Origin of the sequence: Streptococcus salivarius (assembly GCF_009738225.1) — a bacterium.
Taxonomy (GTDB): domain Bacteria; phylum Bacillota; class Bacilli; order Lactobacillales; family Streptococcaceae; genus Streptococcus.
In genome coordinates this window covers 639,463-662,469 of the sequence record NZ_CP018187.1, presented here as the reverse complement: position 1 = coordinate 662,469, position 23,007 = coordinate 639,463, and the positions used below count along the sequence as shown (strand labels likewise).

Here is a 23,007-nt window from a genome sequence, read left to right as displayed (position 1 = left end):
TAGCCTAAAAAAGTCTCAATGAAAGTAAATGATTTAATGAAAAGCCAAAAAAACAACTTGCATTTTCCCTATAAAAGTGACAGAATGAGTGTAAGAAATACAAAGGAGTTTTTTCTATGTCTAAACTTGATCGCATTCGTCATTTTTTGAATGAAAATAAAGCAGGGCTAGCTATTGTTTCAGATCCTGTAACTGTCAATTATCTTACTGGTTTTGATTGTGACCCACATGAACGCCAAATGTTCCTCTTCGTCTACGAAAATCGTGAGCCTGCCCTCTTTGTACCTGCTCTTGAGGTCGCACGTGCCTCTGCTGTACTCGACTTTCCAGTCTTTGGTTATGTGGATTCTGAAAATCCATGGCAAAAAATCAAAGCTGGTCTAGCAAGTACAGACAGCCCTATTATTTATGCAGAGTTTGACAATCTCAATGTGACTAAGTTCCAAGGATTGCAAACGGTCTTTGAAGGTCGCTTTGAAAACTTGACACCATTCATTCAAAAAATGCGCGTTATCAAGTCAGCTGATGAAATTCAAAAAATGATTGTTGCCGGTGATTATGCTGATAAAGCTGTTAATATCGGTTTCGACAATATCTCTCTTGACGTTACTGAAACAGACATCATTGCTCAAATCGAATTTGGCATCAAACGCTTGGGCTATGAAATGAGCTTTGAAACTATGGTCTTGACTGGTAACAATGCAGCCAACCCACACGGCATTCCTGGAAGCAACAAAATTGAAAAAGATGCTCTTCTTCTCTTCGACTTGGGCTGTATGGTGAATGGCTATGCTTCAGATATGACGCGTACCGTAGCTGTCGGTCAGCCTGACCAATTCAAGAAAGATATCTACAATATCTGTTTGGAAGCTCAACTCACTGCTCTTGATTTTATCAAACCAGGTGTAACTGCCAACGAAGTCGATGCTGCGGCTCGTAATGTTATTGAAAAGGCTGGTTACGGCGAATACTTCAACCACCGTCTAGGACATGGTCTTGGTATGGATGTCCATGAGTTTCCTTCAATCATGGAAGGAAATGACTTGGTTATCGAAGAAGGTATGTGCTTCTCTGTTGAACCAGGTATCTACATTCCTGAAAAAGTTGGTGTTCGTATCGAGGACTGTGGTTATGTTACAAAAGACGGCTTTGAAGTCTTCACACACACACCAAAAGAATTGCTCTATTTTGATGTTTAATTAATCCAGAAGGGTCTTCAATTAAGTTGAGGACCTTTTCGTCTGCACTCAAATTCAAAAGCCATATAAAAAGCTGACTCATCGTGAGTCAGCTTTTGCTATTTCTCCTCATGCTCTTGTCTAAGATAGTCAAGTCCTTCTTCAATCCATTCTGGCATTGCTTCTGCCAAAGGTTTAAAACCATAGTTCAAACGACTATCAGAGAAACGATGACGATGAGGGATTTTATTTTTTTCTTCCTCAAGGGTTCTCAAAGAAAGACTGGCCTTTTGTGTAAATTCATCAAAATCAACAACTTGAACTAAGACCTCCTGGTCTACCTTTAAGGTATTGTAGATATTGTCGATATAACCTGTCTTAATCTCTGAGATGTGAATCAAGCCTGTGGTACCATTTTCCAATGAAACAAAGGCACCGTAAGGCTTGATGCCTGTGATAACACCCCTAAGCTTGTCTCCAATTTTCATCTTAGTCTGCTACCTCAACTGTTTCAATTACAACATCCTCAAGTGGCTTATCTTGGGCGCCAACCTCAACATTGGCAATTTCATCAAGCACCTTGTAAGAGTCTTCATCCACCAATTGACCAAAGACTGTGTGACGACGGTCTAGGTGAGGTGTTCCCCCATTTTCAGCATAAGCTTCTGCGATTGGTGCTGGCCATCCACCACGTTCAAGTTCCTTTTTAGCATAAGGAATTTCAGACGTTTGAACGATGAAGAATTGGCTACCATTTGTATCTGGTCCAGCATTAGCCATAGAAAGCGCACCACGGAGGTTATAGAGCTCTTCAGAAAATTCGTCCTGGAAGCTACCACCAAAGCTTGACTCACCACCCATACCAGTACCAGTTGGGTCACCACCTTGAATCATAAAATCCTTGATAATTCTGTGGAAAATCACACCATCATAATAGCCACTCTTGGCCAAATTGACAAAGTTAGTAACTGTTAATGGTGCATGATCAGGGAAGAGTTTGATGACCAAATTACCATGATTTGTTTTAATTGTTGCGACTGGACCTTCTACTGTATCCAAGTCAAGTTGTGGGAAATGAAGTTCTTTTTCTACCAATCCGAGTTCCTCCAAGGCATTGAAAATGCCATCTTCTTCTATTGTTCCTGTAACGTAATCTGCTTTTTCTTTCAATTCTGGTGTGGCATTACCCATAGCAATCTTAAGTCCAACATAGTCAAAGATTTCCATATCGTTTGGACCATCACCAAACATCATGGCATTGACTGGTTTAAGATTTTCATGCTCCAAGACATGCTCGACACCAGAGGCCTTTGAGATACCATTTGCTACGACGTCAGAGGAGTGTTCATGCCAGGGTACCATACGGACATGGGATGCGAGTTCTTCTGGTAATTCAAGGTCACCATCATTTTCCGCAAAAGTCCACATATGGTAAACATCATTCGACAAGTGAAAGTCTGGCTCCACATCACAAAGACCATAGACTGGTTTCATAGCATTATCAATCAAATCTGAACGCTCTGAGACAACTGGCTTATCCTTACCAGCAAAGCCCCAAGCAATCCCAATCTCCTTACACCAAGCAACAAAGGCTTCTGTAACCTCACGAGCTAGGGGCTGGTTATAAATTTCTTCCCCTTTTCGATTAATCACATAAGTTCCATTGATGGTTACAAAATAATCGGGCTCTAGGTCTCGAATGTCCTCAACGACACCATAGTAGCCACGTCCTGTGGCAATCCCCGTCAAAATTCCTTTTTCTTTAAGCCCTTTGAAAACAGCCTTAATAGATTCAGGTATGTAGCCTGTCTTTTTAACACGAAGGGTGTCGTCAATGTCAAAGAAAACAATCTTAGTCTTCTTGGCCTTGTATTTTGTTTTAGCATCTACTGGCATCGCTAATCTCCTTTACAGTATCACAGCTAGAGTCAGGTATAGCTAGTATCCTAACTAAAGACCGCATGGTACTCTCATTATATCATGTCTTAAAGCCAAAAACAAAAAATCACCTAAGACTATAGTAGTCTTAGATGATAGGCAGTTTAACGGTTAACACTCTTGATAATACGTTTAATATCACGCTCTTGTTCACGACGCTTGATAGACTCACGTTTATCGTAATCGTGTTTCCCTTTGGCAATACCGAGCAATACCTTGGCAAAACCGTTTTTTAGGTAGACCTTAAGAGGAACTAGAGTCATTCCTGTACCCTTAAGATCATTTTGAAGTTTGGTGATCTGTTTCTTCTTGAGCAACAATTTTCTCGTACGGTCTGGATCTTGATTCCAAATATTTCCTTGCTCAAAAGGAGCAATATGGACATTGATTAACCAGGCCTCACCATTTTTGATTTGGGCATAGCCATCTTTAAGTTGGATGCGGGCCGCACGAACAGATTTAATCTCTGTTCCTGTCAGCACGATACCCGCTTCAATAGTATCAACGATACTATAGTCATGTCTAGCCTTTTTATTCTGAGCAACAACATTGCCTTCACCCTTTGGCATAGCAGTCCCTCCATTCTCATCCTATTTTCGTTTTTTAGCAACGTCCTTGTAAAAAGGTTTGTTCCCTTTTTTCTTACGACGACCACTCTCACGTCCCTTGTTATCATTATGAGGACGGTTTTGATTTTTACGTTTGTCTGGTTTCTTAGATGACTTACGTTTTTCGTCATAAGAGCCTTTACGACCATTACCATCTTGACGGTTACGGTTATCCCCACGTTTACCACGACGTTCGAAGTCTCCATTTTGACGGTCACGACGTGGACCTCTATTGCGGAAGGTTTTCGCCTTCTCTTCACGTTCCTGACGTGCCTTGTGGTCTACTTTTTCAGTGATGTCATACTCACTTGGAAGGTATTGGAAGTCAATGTCTCCTGTTTCCTTATCCGCACGTGTCAATTTGACACGGATAGGCTGACCAACTCGGAAAGTCTTACCAGTTTTTTCACCCTGAAGTGTCATGGTACGTTCATTGTAATTGTAAAATTCTGGAAGGGTCGTGATGTGAACCAAACCTTCGATGGTGTTTGGTAATTCCACAAACATACCGAATTTAACCACACTTCCAACAATACCGTCGAATTCTTGACCAACAAACTCTTCCATGTATTCCGCTTTTTTCATCGCTTCAACGACACGTTCGGCATCAATGGCACGACGTTCAAGGGTTGAAGATGATGTCGCTAACTCAGGAATAACCTCTTCAAAATGTTCACGTGTTTCTTGAGACATATTGTTAGTGTACTCACGAATCATTCGGTGAACCAAGAGGTCTGGGTAACGACGGATTGGACTCGTAAAGTGGGTATAATACTGAGCCGCAAGTCCATAGTGCCCATGATTGTGTTCTGAATAGCGGGCTTGTTGCATTGAACGAAGCAACATCATATTCATCACCTCTGCTCCAGGTTTCCCCTGAACTCGCGCCATGAACTCTTGCAAGTCTAGTTGATCCATCTTATTGGCAGTTCCTTTGATTTGAACACCAAAGATAGAGGCATAATCCATGAAGCGTTGTAATTTCTCAGCTTTTGGCTCTTCGTGGATACGGTAGATAAATGGCAACTTAGCCTTAGCGAAATGCTCTGCCACACATTCATTGGCAGCCAACATGAAGGATTCAATCATTCGCTCGGCTGTTCCACGTTCACGCACCACGATATCCACTGGCATCCCCTTCTCATTTACCAAGATACGAGCTTCAGATGTATCAAAGTTAAGGGCACCACGACGCTCACGCATGTCTTCTAAAATCTTATGCAGTTCTGCCATAGCTGATACAGAGTCCATGATTGGCTTAAACTGCTCAATCTTCTCTGGATTTCCAGCCAACATCTCATTGACATCACTGTAGGTCATACGGAAGGTTGTATTAATCACAGATTGACAAATCTTATGATTAACCACCTTACCTTTTGGAGTAATCTCCATAATGGCTGACTGAGTCAAGCGATCAACATTGGGATTTAGTGAACAAATACCATTTGAAAGACGCTCAGGCAACATTGGCACCACACGGTCTGTCACATAAACCGAAGTCCCACGTGCTACGGCCTCACGGTTAAGAGCTGAACCTTCAGTGACATAGTAGGACACATCAGCAATATGAACACCAAGCTCAAAATTACCATTTGGCAAACGTTTAATATGGACCGCATCATCCAAGTCCTTAGCATCAGCTCCATCAATAGTAAAGGTCACCTCTTGACGAAGGTCAACACGACCAAGGAGGTCTTCCTGACTAGGTGCATCTGGTACAGCTTCTGCTTCCGCCATGACATCCTCTGGGAACTCTGAAACAATATCCATTGATTCTAAGACTTCCAAGACATCAATACCAGCATCCCCTTGATGACCAATAATGTCACGAACATTTCCTACGAAATAATCATAGTGACGGTTAGGGTATTTTTCAATATCAACCTTGATAATTTCAGTACCGTCTAGGGCAACTGGTTCTTTCTTAATATAAATTGGCTGCTGAATTTTTTGATTTTTAGACTTAATGTAACCAGCATAAGGTTCTTTCTCGTCGCTAAGGATAAATTTCCCTACAACAGTCTTAAGCGAACGTTCTACAATTTCAACAACTCGTGCTTCTGCTGCCGTCCCACGCAAACGATCCGCTGGCTTCTTGATAACAACAGCAACAGTATCACCATCAATGGCATGGCCAACATCATTACGACCAATGAACATATCATCTTCACTGTCATCGACATGCAAGAAACCAAAACCGTTCTTATTGGCACGGAAAACACCTTCAACAGTCACCTGATTTGGATTTTCTTTCTTAGGACGCAAGGAAACAGAGCCATCTCGATTAAAACGCAACTGTCCCTTACTTTCCATGGCTGATATGGCCTTGATGAGCTGAGGAAACTTTTCTCCCCCAGCATGATTAAGAGCCTGGGCAATGTCGTTTACACTGGATTTCCCATGCTCCTTCAAATAATTTATAATAGATTCTTTCATGATTTCCTTTTCTTTTATTTATTGACTATAACGCAAAAAATGAGCCAACCTCAGTCAGCTCATTACTTACTTGAGAGAATGGAAAGGACGATTGCATCTACAATCCATAGAAAAACCATGATTCCTGTAAAGCGTTGCATAAAGGCTTCAAAACCACGTGGTTTACTACGTTCAAATAGTGCTTCTGACCCACCACCATCAAAGACATTGCTACTTGGATTCTTTTGTGGCTGCATGAATACCGCAATCACAATAATAGCTGACATCACCAAGAGCAGCGTTAATAATAAGTCGTACATAGTTATTCCTCCGAAAAAGTCCTTTTTATTCTACCATAGAACCCTTTAAGATTCAACATGTAAGGTTACTTTTCTATCCTTGGGGCAGAATTTGGGTACCTGAATTTTCTCAGGATGATTTTGTTTATTTTTACTTGTGAGATAGTTGATGCTCCCACATTCACTACACTTTAAATTAATTTTAACTCTCACCTATATTCTTGACTCCTAGCGATTTTCTAAAGATGATTAAGGACCAGACAAAATTTCCAAAGACAATCATTGCGGTCACAAAGAAGACCCAGCGATAACCTAGTCCAGTCGCAACTGCCGAACCAACAAAAGGACCTAAAACTTGTCCAATGTATGAAAAGCTTTGATTAAAGCTAAATATTCTTGAGATTCCTTCCTTGGGTGTCATCTTGGTCAATAAAGAATTGACACTAGGCATAAGGGCACCCACACCGAAGCCATAGGCAAAACGTAAGATACCCAATTGCAAGGCTGAACCGGCAAAACCACAAAGGAAATACAAGAGGAAGCTATAAAATAGCCCCATTAAAAGCAAGCGATGATTCCCAATACGGTCTCCCAATTTTCCCAGAAAAGGGGTACTCAAGAGACTAGAGAAGCTCATAGCAGAAACAATTAAACCTGAGTAAAACAGGATATTGTCCCTCTGACCTAAATAACGAATATAAAGGGCCAACATAGGCGCAATCGATTGGGCAGAAATCTGGATAATCATACTGGTCACAAAAAGGCCAATCAACATAGATTTGCTGGGAATTTTCGAAAAAACCTGAGAAAGAGTCATTATCTCTCCCTTTTCGATAGGTTGAAAATTCTCTCGCAAACCAAAGACAGTTAAGAGGCAGCAGATAAATAGAATGAGGCCCACCAATAAAAAGGTCCCTCTCATACCAAACGCCTCAGACAGGGTACCACCTAACAAAGGGCCAATCAGAACACCTGCCGTTAGGCCCGTAGATAAGGTCCCCAGGGCATAGCCAGAACGGTTCTGAGGAACCTGACTAGCAATTAAAGCTGTGGCATTTGGAACATACCCCGCAAACAAACCGTTCAGCGTTCTTAAGAAAAGCAGCCAGAAAACATTTGGGACTAAGGCAAGACCTCCCATTGTAAAAGTCATCACCATGCTGGCTCTAATCATCATGGGCTTTCGGCCATAACGGTCAGCCAAGCGTCCCCAAATAGGAGAAACCAGGGCCGAGGCTAAAGCAGAGATGGCAACAGACAAACCAGTATACCATTCAACCATGTCTCCTTTAACACCTAGTTCCTCAATGTAGAGGGCCATGAAAGGCATAACAATGGAGAAACTAGCTCCAGTAAAAAAGGTTCCTATCCATGCAATTTTAAGGTTACGTTGCCAATCAGTACTTTTAAGCTCTTTTTGGCGCAAATAATCATCTTCTTTCTAAAATTCACTATCCATTATATCACAATGACTAGCTATGAGGAGCTAGGTAAATCATTTATTGCGCTCTTCACTTTCTCCTTCAAATCATCGAGACTAGCATTATTATCAAGAACCAAGCTGGCATAAGGCTTTTTCTCTTCTAAAGACATTTGGCTATCAATACGCATCTTAGCTTCCTCAAAACTTAAGTGATTACGTTTCATCAAGCGTTGGCGCTGGACCTCAGGTAACACTGCCACCAACCAAATCTGGTCAAACCAGTCCTGATACCCATTCTCAATAAGTAAGGGAATATCCATGAAAAAAACATCTTCTTTCTTAGCCAAACAATCCCTTTGAGTTGCTAGTTCCTCTCGAATAATTGTCCCTTGAATCTCAGCAGACCGATGTCTCATCTCCTCATTCGAAAAAATCAGTTGCCCTAGTTTAGGACGATTCAATTCTCCATTAGGAAGGAGAATCCCCTCTCCCAACCAATCAAGCAAGGCACGATACAAACGGCCTCCTTTGGCCTGCATATCGTGGACAAGCTGATCAGCATCAATGACCTTGTAACCTGCCTCTTTAATCATTTCAACAACCGTTGATTTTCCTGAAGCAATACCACCTGTTAACCCAATAATCATCGTTTCTGACAATGAGGACACAAATGTGTCCCTCTCCCTCCTAACTTGATTTTCTCAATTGTGCTTGCGCAGCGTGGACAAGGCTGTCCCGTTTTTCCGTAAACCTGCAAATAGTTCTGCATGGTTCCGTCCTCACCAAGGGCATTACGATAGGTCCTTATGGTTGAGCCGCCTTTTTCAATGCCAAGCTGTAAAATGGCAATCGTTTGATCATGGACCCGCTTCATGGCTGCCTTGCTGAGTTCCTTTGCTGGCGTTTCAGGATGAACCTTGGCCGCCCAAAGCACCTCATCAACATAGATATTTCCTAGACCAGCCACCAATTTTTGCTCCAAGAGGAGACTTTTAATGGGCTTTGCAGAACTCATCAAGGCTCTTTCAAATAGAGCGTATTTAAAGGCCTTCTTAGTAGGCTCAGGACCAAGCTTTTTCCTTGTAAAATAAGCCTCCTCTTGACTTTTAGCCAATAAATCAAAGGTTCCAAACTTGCGGACATCTTGATAGACGAGGGTGGAGCCATCATCTAACTTAAAGAATAAGTGAAAATGCTTGTTGCTAGGAACTTGATCTGTAAACAGCAGGTATTTTCCCTCCATACGCAAGTGGGAAATCATAATCAACTGTCCAAAGTCAAAAATCAAGTACTTGCCTCTTCGTCGCAGGGCTTGAATGGTTTGACCAGGTAAATCAGTCAAAAAACTATCGTAGGAGGTCTTAATCATTTTTGGAACCTTGACCTCAAGCGACAAAATAGTCCGACCTACTACTAACCGTTCTAAACCTCGTCTAACAGTTTCTACCTCAGGTAACTCAGGCATCTGCTCCTCCTTCTAGCAAGAAAGCCGAGCAAGTGCCCAGCTTTTTAATATTCTTTTTCATTGTAACCAAAATCGGCCAAATCAAGTTTTTTATCACGCCAATTTTTCTTAACCTTAACCCAGGTTTCAAGGAAGACCTTGTCCCCAAGCATGACTTCAATATCTTTACGAGCAAGGGTACCAATTTTCTTGAGCATGGAACCTTGTTTACCAATAACAATACCTTTTTGGCTGTCACGCTCAACCATGATTGTCGCACGAATATGAATCTTATCCGTGTCTTCATCACGCTTCATCTCATCAATGACAACCGCAACAGAGTGTGGAATTTCTTCACGTGTCAACTGAAGGACTTTTTCACGAATCATCTCTGATACCAAGAAACGCTCAGGGTGATCGGTGATTTGGTCCGCTGGGAAATATTGGAACCCTTCCTCAAGGTTATCACTCAAGACATCCACAAGGTGGGAAACATTGTTCCCTTGGAGGGCAGATATCGGAATAATCTCTTTGAAATCCATTTGTGTACGGAAATCGTCAATCTGCTCTAGAAGCTGATCTGGATGGACCTTGTCAATCTTATTGATTACCAAGATAACTGGAACTTTAGCTTGTTTGAGGCGTTCGATAATCATATTATCACCCTTACCACGAGGCTCATCCGCTGGTACCATAAAGAGGACTGTATCAACCTCACGAAGGGTTGAATAAGCAGATTCCACCATAAAATCCCCAAGAGCCGTCTTAGGCTTGTGAATCCCTGGGGTATCGATAAAGACAATCTGTTCCTTATCGGTTGTGTAAATTCCCATAATTTTATTGCGGGTTGTTTGAGCCTTATCACTCATGATAGCAATCTTTTGCCCCATAACATGGTTCAAAAACGTTGATTTTCCTACATTAGGACGGCCGAGAATAGCCACAAATCCTGATTTAAATGTCATATAACTTCTTTCTTATTTCGTTTTAATTGAAAATTAAGTGCCAAATTTTAGGTATGAAAACAATCATCCCCGTAATGACTGCATAACAAGAAACCACTAAAACAGCTCCAGCGGCCATATCCTTGGCATTTTTGGCTAGCATCGAAAAGTGATAATTACTAGCTAAATCGACAACATTTTCAATGGCAGAATTAACAATCTCTAGGGCAATTACGAGAAAAACTGCCATCAAAAGAAAGAGCCATTCTATCGCAGACACACGAAAGACTAAGCCAGCCAATACCACCAAGATAGCTGAAACCAAGTGCTTGCGCATATTGCGTTCTTCTTTGAAAGCCGTTATTATTCCTGTCAGAGCAAACTCAAAGCTAGCTGTAAATTCTCTATTTTTCCACTTTTTTTGTGGATTATTGTCGCGTAAGTCCATAAGCAGTCAAAATTTCTTCCTGTAATCCAAACATTTCCGCTTCTTCTTCTGGGGTGTAATGGTCATAGCCATTGATATGGAGAAAACCGTGAACAGCCAAGAAACCCATCTCACGTTCAAAACTATGTCCATAATCCTCAGCTTGTTCATGAGCCTTATCAACGGAAATAAAGAGTTCACCGATATAACTATCAAACTCTCCCATCATTTCAGCTAATTCAGGATTTTCAGCCAACTCTTCCTCATCAAAGCTAATATCTAATTCAGGCTTATACTCCAAACTAATGACATCCGTTGGACGGTCTGTATCACGATATTCCAAGTTTAGTTCGTGGCTGCGTTCGTTGGTTACAAATGTAACAGCCATTTCCTTGTCTTCCTTGCCAAGTTTTTGTGCTGCAAAATCTAGCAACTCCAAGGTTTGTTCTTTTAATTTCTCAGAGACTTGTCCAGTCTCGTCAATCATTTCAATATACATAAGATTCTTTAGGAACGGCTATGCTCACTTCAAGCACAGAACCGCTCGCTTCCTTTCACTAACTCATTAGCTTTTTATAGAAATACTCAAATACATAGAATCCTAACTTTGAGTATTTTTAGTTTAATATTAATCACCTCATTATACCATAAGGACACAGAAAAAGCAGACTTAAGCCTAATTGTCTGCTTTTTGTATGGCCTCTCCGTGAATCGCTTACTTATCCAAACTATCCTTAAGACGTTGAATATGAATGGTTAAATAGACCTGTTCGTCCAAACTCAATTCAAAAGTATAACCTGTCTTAATATAGTTAGCAATCTTTTGGGTACAGATAAAGGATTCTGGATAATTTACCCTAACCTGCTCGTAAAGAAAAGCATCATTTTTACCACCACTAACCCCACTCACAATCCGTTGCGCTAGATAGCGAAGATGTGTAATAAATCGGTTATAAGAGAAACTATCCTCCTCCAAATCACAACCAAAATGAAGACGGACAATGTCACTAATTCCAACCACAATTTGAGTCATCTGTCGGTCTTTTTCATGGAGACCCGCATCCTTTTGTGCATTGACAAAATGTAAAGCGACAGAGGCAGCCTCATCATCTGCCAATTTAACTTCTAAATCCTTGGCAATCAAACGAAGAGCTTGTTTTCCAATCTCATACTCCCGAGGGTAAAATTTTCGAACCTCCCAAGCCAAGGGATTCTGCAGAGAAATACCTTCTCCACTTCTTTCAATGGCGTAATGTAGGTGGTCAGCTAGGGCGATGAAAAAAGAGGGGGCAAACTTGGTTTGTAAGACAGCTTCAGCAAAAGTAAGGATATTCAAAAAGACCTGCATTTCACCTTCAGGCAAATTGACATAAACACGAGACCATTCATCTACTGCCTCTGTATTTTCCAAAACAAAAGTCTTTTCAATCTTTTCCTTATCAACAAAGTCTCCAACCTTCTTTTGAAAGCCCAGTCCCTTGCCCATGACAATGTATTCCACATTATTATCCAAAGCATGAACAACATTGTTGTTTAAAATCTTTTCAATCTGCATCATGATCCCTCGTCATTAAAGCGTTTACTTTATTTTACCAAATTTTTAATGAGAAACCTACTTACTGCAAACAAAAAGCGCTGGACTTACCAACACTTTTCCTAAAGTTCTGTTCGATTTTCGATAGCTCTTAGCAAGGTCACTTCATCAGCATACTCGATGTCAGAACCAACAGCCAAACCACGCGCTAAACGAGTCACCTTGATTCCCGCAGGTTTGAGGACACGTGAAATATACATAGATGTTGCCTCACCATCTGCTGTTGCATTAGTAGCAATGATAACTTCGTCAACCTCACTATCCATAAGACGAGTAATCAAACTTTTCAAGTTAATATCATCTGGTCCAACACCATTCATAGGGGAAATAAGCCCTTGAAGCACATGGTAGAGACCACGGTATTCCTGAATCTTTTCCATAGCTGAAACATCTTTGGAGTCTTCAACAACCAAAATCTTAGTATGATCTCTCGTTTCATCTGTACAAATGTTACAGGGATCATCATCTGTCAAACGACCACAGACCGAACAATAAGTCAATTCACGTTTGGCTGCCAAGAGGTTTTTTGCGAAATCATTGACATCTTCATCAGACATGCTAATGGTATAAAAAGCTAGGCGAGTCGCTGTTTTAGCCCCTATTCCAGGGAGTTTTGAAAAACTATCAATCAGCTTCGCAATTGGAGTAGGATAAAGCATGAAGGTCTCCTGTTCTTTATATGATTTTATTCATCTCTTATCTTTTGTCACTGTCATGGATATGTCTTTACCCAAGAACAAATACTCAAACACTATATCACAGAAAAATCCCTCGTGCAAGGCACAAGAGATTTTCATATTTAGTGAGTATTTTGATAAAGTTCCATGATAGCTTTGACCGCAACTTGGGGGCTTTTACTCTTCCAATCAAGAACATGTGGGTACATGATTCCAACAGCCAACTTCGTACCATCTTTGGCGGTCGCATAGGCTACGGCATTAAGATTATATGTTTTTACTGTGTTACCTGAACTGTCTGTCGTATAAGTTTCAGCTGTCCCTGTTTTACCACTAATTGGAATGATAGAACTTGCCATAGCTTTACCAGTCGCAAGGCTAGAACCGGAATTAACGACATCATTAAATCCTTGTTGGATAATCCCCATCTGCTCAGAATCAAGAGGTAAGGTATTTAATACACGTGTATCTACCGTTGAAGCTAGAGTTCCTAAGCTACCATTAGTACCAGCATCATAAATACCTCCCACAATATGAGGTGCTACACGTTTACCACCATTTGCAATTGAAGCAACATATTGGGCCAATTGAATAGTTGTATAAGAGTCGTACTGACCAAAAGCTTCTGTCAAGACGTTGGCTACATTGTAATTCTTAGAAATATAGCCTTCTGATTCTCCAGGCAAATCAAGTCCTGTAGATACCCCCATACCAAAATCAGCGTAGGTATCACGAAGTGTCGTCATGGCCTTATCCATATTGTCAGTCGACAAGGCCATACCTGGAACATATTGTTGGCCAAGTAGTTTGATTGCAATCTGCACCATATAGGTATTTGATGAATATTCTAGAGCCTGTGTCGCGGTAATAGGACGGCTACCTTGATCTGTAAACCAAGACGTAATCGAGGCTGAACCAGCAATGTTGATTGGTTGGTCAGTCAAGACCTGATTTCCATAGATGGCACCTGAACGCCAACCAGCAGTTAGAGTTGCTCCCTTAACAACAGATCCTGGAATAAAGACATCAGTGATTGTTCCTAAGGCATTTGCTTTAAAATCTTGTGCTCCTTGTTCATGTTTTTGCCCCGCCATGGCAAGTACAGCACCAGTGTCAGCATTCATAACAACGGCATACATTCCTTCAGAATAGGTAGCTTTGTTCTCTGAAATCTCTGAAGAAAGCTGTTGACCTAGGATATCTTCAACTCCCTTTTGGAAATCAAGGTCGATGGTCAATTGCAGATTGTTACCCTTACTTCCCTTTTGAGTGATTTTATCACTATCAACTTCGCCTTCCTTGTCTACTGTAATCTCACGAACAGTATGTTTCCCTTGTAGCTTCTCCTCGTATTCTTTTTCTAGATAAGAAGTTCCTACACGGTCATTAAGGGCATAACCTTTTTTGAGGTATTCCTTGGCATCTTCTTGTGGCAAACCTGCTTCTGAACTTGAGACTTTCCCGATGAGAGGAGACAAGGCTGAATCAACCGTATGACGCTCCCAATCCTTAGCAACCGTAATACCATTAAGTTCCTTCTGTTTAGCTGCTACAATCGCAATTTGTTCAGGCGTCAAGTCTCCTGTTTTCAATGTGACTGTTGAGAAATTAGAAACAGCATTCATCTGTGAGTAAATGTAGACAATCTTAAGCTCATCCTCAGTGTAATCCACTGCTTCATCAGGAACGGCATCAACAGCATTGTTGTAAATAGTAGCTTCAGCTAATTTATTACCAAACTTATCTGTTTTCTTGTCCTTTGGAAGATCATTAACCACACGTTTGTAGGTGGCAGAATCCGCTAGATAGAAATCGCGTTTCTGGCGTGCTGTTACCTTCGTCTCCGTTAGTGTTACCATGGTCGCTAACTTTTCAGCGACCTTCTTCATAGTATCTGATGACACCAAATTGCTACGTGTAAAGGTGATAACGTCCTTACTCTGGTTGGTCGTAAGAGCGACCCCCTTAGCATCAAAGATTTGCCCACGTTCGCTTGCAATTCTAACCGTATACTTGGAGTTATCCTCTAATTTCTTAGTATAAAACGATTTGTTATAAACCTGCATATAGGTCAAACGTGCAAAAAGCAACAAAAAAAGGACAAAGACTACACCAAAAAGCAAGTAAACACGACGTGAGATGTTTACTGGCTTTCTAGGTTTATTCGCTCGTTTTTCTTTTTGTTTTTGGCGCCGTTTTTCCCATTTTTGACTGAGTTTTTTCGAAAATGATGTCACTTTTTTTCCTCTATGTTCTCATAAAAATTCTCTTTTATTTTATCACAAATAAGCTTTAGCAAACTTAAAAAAATGTCGAAATCGAAAAAAACTTGCCTCAATACAAGACACGTTTTTTAGATTATAATGATAACTTTTTCATCCAGCTAGGAATGGCTTTACTGATATGTGTCGGCAAAACCACATAGGCATTTTTAGCCAGATCATCAGCAATAGCTGAGTGAAGCCAGGTAGCTACTGTGACAGCCTTATAGCGATCAATTGAAGGGAACTGGGCCAGAAAACCAGTAATCATACCAGCTAAGGTATCTCCCATTCCTCCTGTGGCTTGATAAGGCCCACCAACTTCTAAATGAGCTACTGTTTCACCTTGATAGACAGCCGTCTTGTGACTCTTGGCAACCAGGATTGTCCCAGCTCGGAACTCTCCCAAGGCTTTTTGAGTGTTGGAAACTGTCTGCTCTGGAATCCTAAAACCAGACAAGCGTTCCCATTCTTTTTGATGTGGGGTGAGAGTAAAGTGACAATCTGGTAAGTCCTTCTTATTTTTCTTAGCCAAAAGATTGAGAGCTGAACCATCAACAACCAAATTTTGATCTGCCCTAATATTTGCCAGCACCAAGTCCATAGCCCGACTAGCTGCACCATCTTCACCTAGGCCAGAACCGATTAATACCACATCAGCTGCCCTAAGATTCTCAAGAAATCTTTCAGCCTCTCTAAGGTCAAAAGCCATGGCTTCAGGGAGATGAGCATGAAGGGCTGTGATATTTTCACGATCCGTAGCCACTGTGACCAAGCCTGCCCCACTATTGACACAAGCTATGGCAGCCATAATGATGGCACCACCATAAGGATAAAGCCCACCAACTAAAAGCACTCGACCGTAAGAACCCTTGTGAGACTCTCTCAAGCGAGGTGTTATCACTTTCCTAGCTAAATCGTCATCAACTTTCATAAACTATCCTTTCGCACTACGAAGAGCAGCTTGATAGGTCTGTTCCATCAGCATAGTAATAGTCATAGGGCCTACACCACCCGGAACAGGCGTGATCATGCCAACCTTATCTTTCACTTGATCAAAATCAACGTCACCACAAAGTTTGCCTTCTTCATCACGGTTGATTCCCACATCAATGACAACAGCACCCTCTTTGACATATTCTTCTGTTACAAATTTTGCACGTCCAATAGCTACAATCAAGACATCTGCCTTGCTACAAACCTTAGCCAAATGCGGTGTTCGTGAGTGGGTCAAGGTAACTGTAGCATTCTTTTCTAGAAGAAGCTGAGCCATAGGTTTACCAACAATGTTACTACGTCCGATAATAACTGCTGTCTTACCTTCCAATTCAACATTGTACTCACGAAGGATTTCCATAATCCCAGCCGGTGTACAAGGCACCATTTGACGGCGACCATTCCAGAGATTACCAGTATTCATAGGATGGAAACCATCGACATCTTTTTTAGGATCAATAGCCAAAAGAATACGCATTTCATTAATATGATTCGGCAGTGGCAATTGAACCAAGATACCATGGAAAAGCGGATCCTGATTGTATTGTTCAATGACCTCAATCAATTCTTCCTCGCTGATACTCTCAGAAAGATTGACCGTCTTACTATGGAAGCCAGCCTTTTTAGCAGCACGTTCCTTATTACGCACATAAACTTGACTAGCTGGGTTGTCTCCAACCATAATTACCACTAGTCCTGGCACAATCCATTCCTTTTCTTTTAGACGTGCTACCTTTTCTTGCAATTGATCCTGCATTTTAACAGCTAGGGCCTTACCATCCATTATTATCGCCATGGGTGTTCTCCAATACATACTTTTTTTCAATTATACCATAGTGAGGACTCTTTGTGACTAAATTTTCTAAATTTTCAAAAAGACGTTTCAAATGAAAACTAAAAAAGCTGGAATTGCCTTCCAACTTCTTCTGATTATGTTTCGTGACTAATCCACAAAACCATTTTGCTGACTCCAACCCTTAATAACCTTCAAGGTCTTCTGCTGGTATTTGCCACTTTCATACATGTGATCTGCACCTGTTAAGGAAACGAGAACAGAATCACGGTAGTTCTTAGCTGTTCTTCTAGCAATATTAGGATGAGTCATCTTATCCTTGGTTCCTGAAATGACGATAACAGGACATAAAATGTTACTAAAGTCCACATAAGCTGCCTTTGTCTTATCAAACCAATGAAGAGCCATCTGAGTATAAACTTTTCCTGATTCAGGAACCAGATCAGCAAAAACTTCCTCTTTCAAAGCTTCCTCTTGTTCATTCATGCAATACTTGAAAAACTCCTTTTTATAAGGGGGCATGGCTTTTTTCCAAAAACCCCAGCGTAAAAAGTGTTTGCCAAAACAAGCTAACATGGTTGGATAAAAGGCATAAATATCTGCTGTCGGAGCAGGTCCCATGAGAATCATACCAGCAACTTCTGTCTTTTCAGCAACCATTTGAGCCACCAGACAGCCTAAAGAGTGCCCTAAAATAAGTGGTGGTTGGTCTAGACTTTCAATCAAAGCCACTAAATCATCTCGATAGTCCTGCAAAGTAACAGTCCCAACTTTAGCTAGGCACTCTTGATAAGGTAGGTCATGATAACGAAAGCTAGGTGTATGTACCTTGTATCCCATTTGACGTAGACCTGTCGCAAATTCTCCCCAAACATTGCCATCACACCAGGTCCCATGAATTAGGACAATCTCTCTGTTCAAAACCATTCCTTATACATCTCCCTTTTTTGTTAAAAAATTAGATTATTTATCTATCTTATAGTATCACACTTCCAACCTACATGCCTTTATACATTTCTTACAATCGTAAGAAAATGGTCTCTTATTCATTTAAGAGACCATTTTTCTATATATTATTAGCGATTAGCCTTATGCATTTCTTCCTTAACCGGACAAGAACACTCACAATCGCCACAAGAACCTTTTCCTTTGATATAGTGACGGATGCCAAGGACAGCCAAAGCAAAAATAATGAAGGCAATGATAAACGTTGACATAACAATTCCTCCTAAACCTAAATATGGGCTTCTTGAAGATTATCCAAACTAATGATTTGATCCTTAATCTGACGTGGTTTACGAACCACAAAATAAATCATGGTCACTAACAGCAAGAAAGCAACAAAAGTCCAAATTGTCATTGACTTGCCGTATAGGATAACTTGGCCAAACTGATAAAGAATTAAACTCACACAATAGGCTAGGCCTGTTTGAAAACCGATAGCACCAACCGTCCATTTTAGATTGGCCATTTCACGCTTAATAGCTCCAATAGCCGCAAAACATGGGGCACAAAGTAAATTAAAGACTAAGAAGGAATAAGCTGCTAGGGAAGAATAATCTCCTCGTAAAGCCGCAGCTAAACCAGCTTCACTGCTATTATGATAGAGAATACCAAAGGTGGCAACAACAGTCTCCTTGGCAGCTAAGCCTGTAAGAGCCGCAACTGTTGCCTTCCAATTTCCAAATCCAAGCGGATCAAAAATCCAAGACAAACTCCTACCGAGAGTCGCCAAAATGCTGGCTTCCGTATCTACCGTATGTAGCGTAAAGTTGTAGTTAGACATAAACCAGATAAGAACTGTCAAACTGAAAATGATGGTTCCCGCACGTTTGACAAAACTCATAGCCTTACCAAAGGCATAGCGCAAAACTGACATGGCTTTAGGCCAATGGTAAGCAGGCAATTCCATTATAAACGGACTGGTTAGGCCACCCAAAAAACTCGTCTTTTTGAGGGCAATACCTGATAAGATGATGGCAGCCATCCCAATAAAATAAGTACTTGGTGCTACTAATGAGTTACTAGGGAAGAAAGCTCCAGCAATCAAGGCAATTATTTCCAACTTGGCCGAACAAGGCATGAAGGTTGCCGTCATAATGGTAATGCGACGGTCCCTTTCATTTTCAATAGTTCGACTAGACATAACCGCTGGAACCCCGCAACCTGTCGAAATCAACATGGGAATAAAGGATTTTCCAGAAAGCCCAAAACGTCGGAAAATACGGTCCATAACAAAGGCAATACGACTCATATATCCAATGTCCTCAAGCACACCCAAACAGATAAAGAGCACAAAAATTTGAGGAAGGAACCCTAGTACTGTCCCAATCCCAGCGACGATACCATCAACAATCAAAGACTTAAGCCAATCCTGAACTTGAAGAAAGTCAAGACCAGAAGTTACCAAATCTGGAACATACTTACCAAAAAGCACATCGTTAGCCCAGTCTGTCCACATGGTTCCAACAGTTTGGATAGATAAGAAATAAACCAAATACATAACTGCTGCGAAAATTGGCAAGGCCAAAATACGGTTGGTGACAATCCTATCAATCTTATCTGACAAGGTCAGAGCAAAATCTTCCGTATGACTTTGAGCCATCTGACAGACGCGTTCAATAAAGGCATAACGCTCATTAATGACAATTGACTCTGCGTCTTCGGTGAAAATTTCCTCAGTGATACGAATGATATCTTTGATTTCTTTTCGTTGGAATGGGGACAAGTCTAGCTCAGCCTCAACTAAAGCATCGTGTTCAAAGAGTTTAATGGCATAAAAACGCGCAGACCTTTGCGGTACCGAATTTCCCAAAACTTCCAAAATTTGTGAGATGGCAGCTTCTAATTTATCATCATAAATTGGAAAAGCAATATCACCGACTGTAGAAGTCGTCGTATGAGCTGCCTTCTTCACTACCTGATCCACACCAGTTTGTTTGAGAGCACTAGTAGCTACTACTGGGACGCCTAGATGATAAGATAATTTATCAACATTAATCTGTTTTCCCTGAGCCTCCAAAACATCACTCATGTTAAGTGCTAAAGTGACTGGAATACCTGTCTCAATCAACTGCGTTGTCAGATAAAGGTTACGCTCCAAATTAGTCGCATCAACCACATTTAGAATACTTTCGGCCCTTTGGCTCAACAAATAGTCACGCGCTACCTTTTCTTCAGGGCTATAGGGTGACATTGAGTAAATCCCTGGTAAATCCTGGATTTCTAAATCCTTATTCTTTTTGACCAGACCACTTTTTCGTTCTACAGTAACACCCGGCCAGTTACCAACACGCTGATTGGTCCCTGTTATCAGGTTGAATAAACTGGTTTTACCACTATTAGGATTACCTATTAATGCAATTTCTGTCATTTTTCCTCTCCCTCGTCCAGCATGACCACACTAATCATTTGCGCCTCCGACTTGCGTAGGGTTAATTCATACCCTCTCAAGCTAATTTCTAGAGGATCTCCCAAAGGGGCTACCTTACGCAATAAGACCCGAGTACGCTTTGTAATTCCCATATCCATAAGACGCCGTTTGGTCTCATTTGCTGAAAAAATATCAGTAACGATAGCCGAACGTCCAACTGGTAATTCAGAAAGAGGTATCTTTTCCTGATCTTCCTCTGCAGGTGCCAAATCAATCTTATCTAGAATCGAAGCATCAAAGGCTAAGCGACTCCCCTTTACGATAATAATAGCACTGTTCTTGGTCTTAGTTACCACCTCAATCATTTCACCGGCAGCCAGCCCTAGGTTAGATAAGTGCAAAAGACTATCCTTAGGGAGGTTAATGCCAAGAATCCGGTAAGGCGTTTTTAAGGCCGCATCATATATGAGCATTTTTCTTGACCTACTTTATTATTTTTGATATGGCATCATTATAGCATATTTATCCATCTTTTCCGAAAAATTATCTTAAACAAGAATGATTCTAGAAAAGCAGAGCACAAAAAGAAAAGGCCGGAAAAGTTCCAGCCTTCACAAACAATGTATACATACTTAATGAATATCTTACAAAACCTTACTCAAGAAATCCTTAGTACGATCTTCCTTAGTATTGTCGAAAATCTCTTGTGGTGTGCCTTCTTCTACAATAACACCGCCATCCATAAAGATAACACGATCAGCCACCTCATAAGCAAAGCCCATTTCGTGGGTAACAATTGCCATTGTCATCCCTGATTTAGCAAGGTCCTGCATAACTGCAAGAACTTCACCAACCATTTCTGGGTCAAGGGCTGATGTTGGTTCGTCAAACAAGAGAACATCTGGATCCATAGCCAAACCACGTGCGATCGCAATACGTTGTTGCTGACCACCAGATAGACTTGTTGGGTAGGCATCTGCCTTATCTTTCAAGCCAACCTTTTCTAAAAGTTCCATAGCTTTCGCGTCCGCATCAGCTTTTGAAACACCCTTGGTTTTAATCGGTGACAAGGTGATATTTTCCTTAACTGTCATGTTAGGGAAGAGGTTAAACTGTTGGAAAACCATTCCCATTTTTTCACGCATTTTGAAAATATCGTTATTCTTATCTGTAATATCCACACCTTCAAAAGAAATAACGCCTTTGGTAGGTTTCTCAAGCAAGTTCATTGAGCGTAGGAAGGTTGATTTTCCTGATCCTGAAGGACCAATGATAACCACTACTTCACCCTTTTTAATATCTAGATCAATCCCTTTGAGAACTTCATTCTTACCAAAATACTTGTGAAGATTTTTAATCTCAATAATTGTTTCTGCCATTATTTACGTCCCTCCCCAAGTCGTTGTTCCATTTGTTTCAAGAGTGCCGTCATAGCTGTTGTTACAATCAAATAATAGAAGGCTGCGAACAAGAGCGGCGTCAAAGTCAAGTAGGTCGTTGTTGCAACAGTTTGTGCACCATTCCACAATTCCATAACCCCGATGGTTTGCAAGAGCGAACTATCCTTGATAATAGTGACAAACTCGTTACCTAAGGCAGGCAAGATATTTTTAATAGCTTGAGGCAAGACCACATAACGCATGGTATTCCATGGACGGATACCAAGTGAGTAGGCTGCTTCAATCTGGCCTTTAGGAATAGACTCGATACCTGCACGTACGCTCTCAGAAATATAAGCGCCACTGTTCAAAGAAAGGACGATAATACCCGGAACGATACGTGACAAATCAAGGTTTAAAATCCCAAACTGCACAGTTGGAAGGTTCATGTGGATGAGGTTAAAAGCAATCATAATCTGCACAACCATAGGAGTCCCACGGAAAACCCAAACATAAAGGCTTACTAGCCACTCCAAAGGTTTGATTCCAGAACGCTTGGCCAAGGATACCAAAACCCCGAGGATGGTTCCGAAGAAGACCACGCAGACCGAAATCATAATTGTTACTAAGACACCATAGTTAAAGTAAGACCAAAACTGCGGTAGAAATGAAAAATTCATCTAGATACTCCTTACTAATATTCTTCAATATTATATCAGAAGACTGTATAAAAATAAAGTATTTTCTTATAAATGCGATATTTCAGTATAAAAACTAAGTTATAGACATCGCTATCAAATCTCTCAAGCAAGACACCTCAAGTCCTCCTAAGATGACATCTTCCCAAAAGGTTTGTCAATGATTTCAAATACTGCCTATTTTGGTAACCCATACAAGCATTACCCGATGCTTTCATCCTGATAAAAATGCCTGAAACTATCGAGTTTCAGGCATTCTGAATTTTTGGAACCTTGCAAAGTCCCCAAATGATTTATTAGTAAAGCAAATCGTAGATTTCCATTGCAATCAAGTCGATGCTATCAAATGAATAAGATTCACGTGCTTCAACGTCACGCAATGTGAAAACTGGACCATTTTCAGGATCGTTGCTAAATGATACTTCGGCAACAACCACTCCTTCACGTTCAAAATTACGTTTCAAATTACCACCATCAGCCGCCATCATTTCAAGACGGTTAATGATTCTCACCAAATGTGATTCCATGTTATTTCTCCTATTAATTGTGTATTTCTTACT

At 40.9% G+C, this 23,007-nt stretch carries 25 protein-coding genes; 1 reads left to right on the top strand and 24 read right to left on the bottom strand.

What is annotated here, in order from left to right; genetic code table 11:
• Positions 1 to 116 precede the first annotated feature (116 nt).
• Positions 117 to 1,199: a M24 family metallopeptidase gene (locus BSR19_RS03380; RefSeq protein ID WP_156246572.1), complete on the top strand. Its 1,083-nt coding sequence runs from the start codon at positions 117 to 119 to the stop codon at positions 1,197 to 1,199.
• A 98-nt stretch (positions 1,200 to 1,297) separates the two neighbouring features.
• Here the strand turns inward: BSR19_RS03380 and BSR19_RS03375 are convergent, their stop codons facing one another.
• From BSR19_RS03375 to BSR19_RS03260, 24 genes are all read right to left on the bottom strand, one after another.
• Positions 1,298 to 1,666, bottom strand: a complete 369-nt coding sequence (locus BSR19_RS03375) for a S1 RNA-binding domain-containing protein (RefSeq protein ID WP_156246571.1) — start codon at positions 1,664 to 1,666, stop codon at positions 1,298 to 1,300.
• A gap of 1 nt (position 1,667) precedes the next feature.
• Positions 1,668 to 3,074, bottom strand: coding sequence for a Cof-type HAD-IIB family hydrolase (locus tag BSR19_RS03370; protein ID WP_037599247.1), 1,407 nt, complete (start codon positions 3,072 to 3,074; stop codon positions 1,668 to 1,670).
• 146 nt (positions 3,075 to 3,220) lie between these two features.
• Positions 3,221 to 3,685 carry an SsrA-binding protein SmpB gene (gene smpB / locus BSR19_RS03365; protein WP_002885905.1) on the bottom strand — a complete coding sequence of 155 codons (465 nt, stop codon included), beginning with the start codon at positions 3,683 to 3,685 and terminating at the stop codon, positions 3,221 to 3,223.
• A 21-nt stretch (positions 3,686 to 3,706) separates the two neighbouring features.
• The gene (gene rnr / locus BSR19_RS03360; RefSeq protein ID WP_073950827.1) at positions 3,707 to 6,160 is read right to left on the bottom strand and encodes a ribonuclease R; all 2,454 of its coding nucleotides are present in this window, start codon (positions 6,158 to 6,160) and stop codon (positions 3,707 to 3,709) included.
• Between the two features lie 62 nt (positions 6,161 to 6,222).
• Positions 6,223 to 6,459, bottom strand: a complete 237-nt coding sequence (secG, locus tag BSR19_RS03355) for a preprotein translocase subunit SecG (protein ID WP_002886135.1) — start codon at positions 6,457 to 6,459, stop codon at positions 6,223 to 6,225.
• Between the two features lie 45 nt (positions 6,460 to 6,504).
• Positions 6,505 to 6,651 (bottom strand): 50S ribosomal protein L33, encoded by a 147-nt coding sequence (rpmG, locus tag BSR19_RS03350; RefSeq protein WP_002890443.1) that lies wholly within the window; start codon positions 6,649 to 6,651, stop codon positions 6,505 to 6,507.
• Positions 6,641 to 7,864, bottom strand: coding sequence for a multidrug efflux MFS transporter (locus BSR19_RS03345; RefSeq protein WP_156246570.1), 1,224 nt, complete (start codon positions 7,862 to 7,864; stop codon positions 6,641 to 6,643). The genes rpmG and BSR19_RS03345 overlap by 11 nt, the downstream gene beginning before the upstream one ends.
• Before the next feature lie 50 nt (positions 7,865 to 7,914).
• Positions 7,915 to 8,508, bottom strand: coding sequence for a dephospho-CoA kinase (gene coaE / locus BSR19_RS03340; RefSeq protein ID WP_064520750.1), 594 nt, complete (start codon positions 8,506 to 8,508; stop codon positions 7,915 to 7,917).
• Positions 8,505 to 9,326: a DNA-formamidopyrimidine glycosylase gene (gene mutM / locus BSR19_RS03335; protein ID WP_156246569.1), complete on the bottom strand. Its 822-nt coding sequence runs from the start codon at positions 9,324 to 9,326 to the stop codon at positions 8,505 to 8,507. The genes coaE and mutM overlap by 4 nt, the downstream gene beginning before the upstream one ends.
• 44 nt (positions 9,327 to 9,370) lie before the next feature.
• Positions 9,371 to 10,270: a GTPase Era gene (gene era / locus BSR19_RS03330; protein ID WP_013990908.1), complete on the bottom strand. Its 900-nt coding sequence runs from the start codon at positions 10,268 to 10,270 to the stop codon at positions 9,371 to 9,373.
• 22 nt (positions 10,271 to 10,292) lie between these two features.
• On the bottom strand, positions 10,293 to 10,697 hold the full coding sequence (locus BSR19_RS03325; protein ID WP_080611473.1) for a diacylglycerol kinase family protein: 405 nt from the start codon (positions 10,695 to 10,697) through the stop codon (positions 10,293 to 10,295).
• A complete protein-coding gene (gene ybeY, locus BSR19_RS03320) occupies positions 10,678 to 11,175 on the bottom strand; it encodes an rRNA maturation RNase YbeY (RefSeq protein ID WP_002890437.1) in 498 nt (165 codons plus the stop codon). The genes BSR19_RS03325 and ybeY overlap by 20 nt, the downstream gene beginning before the upstream one ends.
• A 216-nt stretch (positions 11,176 to 11,391) precedes the next feature.
• On the bottom strand, positions 11,392 to 12,231 hold the full coding sequence (licT, locus tag BSR19_RS03315; protein WP_197092257.1) for a BglG family transcription antiterminator LicT: 840 nt from the start codon (positions 12,229 to 12,231) through the stop codon (positions 11,392 to 11,394).
• 101 nt (positions 12,232 to 12,332) lie between these two features.
• Complete coding sequence (gene recR / locus BSR19_RS03310; protein WP_156246567.1) at positions 12,333 to 12,929, bottom strand: recombination mediator RecR; 597 nt, start codon at positions 12,927 to 12,929, stop codon at positions 12,333 to 12,335.
• Between the two features lie 140 nt (positions 12,930 to 13,069).
• Positions 13,070 to 15,184, bottom strand: a complete 2,115-nt coding sequence (gene pbp2b, locus BSR19_RS03305; protein ID WP_156246566.1) for a penicillin-binding protein PBP2B — start codon at positions 15,182 to 15,184, stop codon at positions 13,070 to 13,072.
• Between the two features lie 121 nt (positions 15,185 to 15,305).
• Positions 15,306 to 16,142 (bottom strand): NAD(P)H-hydrate dehydratase, encoded by an 837-nt coding sequence (locus BSR19_RS03300; RefSeq protein ID WP_156246565.1) that lies wholly within the window; start codon positions 16,140 to 16,142, stop codon positions 15,306 to 15,308.
• 3 nt (positions 16,143 to 16,145) lie between these two features.
• On the bottom strand, positions 16,146 to 17,000 hold the full coding sequence (locus BSR19_RS03295) for a bifunctional methylenetetrahydrofolate dehydrogenase/methenyltetrahydrofolate cyclohydrolase (RefSeq protein WP_156246564.1): 855 nt from the start codon (positions 16,998 to 17,000) through the stop codon (positions 16,146 to 16,148).
• A gap of 147 nt (positions 17,001 to 17,147) precedes the next feature.
• Positions 17,148 to 17,924 carry an alpha/beta fold hydrolase gene (locus tag BSR19_RS03290; protein ID WP_156246563.1) on the bottom strand — a complete coding sequence of 259 codons (777 nt, stop codon included), beginning with the start codon at positions 17,922 to 17,924 and terminating at the stop codon, positions 17,148 to 17,150.
• 149 nt (positions 17,925 to 18,073) lie between these two features.
• A complete protein-coding gene (locus BSR19_RS03285) occupies positions 18,074 to 18,214 on the bottom strand; it encodes a FeoB-associated Cys-rich membrane protein (protein WP_156246562.1) in 141 nt (46 codons plus the stop codon).
• A 17-nt stretch (positions 18,215 to 18,231) separates the two neighbouring features.
• The gene (feoB, locus tag BSR19_RS03280; RefSeq protein WP_156246561.1) at positions 18,232 to 20,370 is read right to left on the bottom strand and encodes a ferrous iron transport protein B; all 2,139 of its coding nucleotides are present in this window, start codon (positions 20,368 to 20,370) and stop codon (positions 18,232 to 18,234) included.
• On the bottom strand, positions 20,367 to 20,843 hold the full coding sequence (locus BSR19_RS03275; protein ID WP_064523218.1) for a ferrous iron transport protein A: 477 nt from the start codon (positions 20,841 to 20,843) through the stop codon (positions 20,367 to 20,369). Before BSR19_RS03275 ends, feoB begins: the two co-directional genes overlap by 4 nt.
• A 171-nt stretch (positions 20,844 to 21,014) precedes the next feature.
• Positions 21,015 to 21,749: an amino acid ABC transporter ATP-binding protein gene (locus BSR19_RS03270; RefSeq protein WP_037602114.1), complete on the bottom strand. Its 735-nt coding sequence runs from the start codon at positions 21,747 to 21,749 to the stop codon at positions 21,015 to 21,017.
• Complete coding sequence (locus tag BSR19_RS03265; RefSeq protein ID WP_002890385.1) at positions 21,749 to 22,429, bottom strand: amino acid ABC transporter permease; 681 nt, start codon at positions 22,427 to 22,429, stop codon at positions 21,749 to 21,751. The genes BSR19_RS03270 and BSR19_RS03265 overlap by 1 nt, the downstream gene beginning before the upstream one ends.
• Before the next feature lie 314 nt (positions 22,430 to 22,743).
• Positions 22,744 to 22,974 carry a DUF1797 family protein gene (locus BSR19_RS03260; RefSeq protein WP_002885970.1) on the bottom strand — a complete coding sequence of 77 codons (231 nt, stop codon included), beginning with the start codon at positions 22,972 to 22,974 and terminating at the stop codon, positions 22,744 to 22,746.
• Between the last annotated feature and the right edge of the window lie 33 nt (positions 22,975 to 23,007).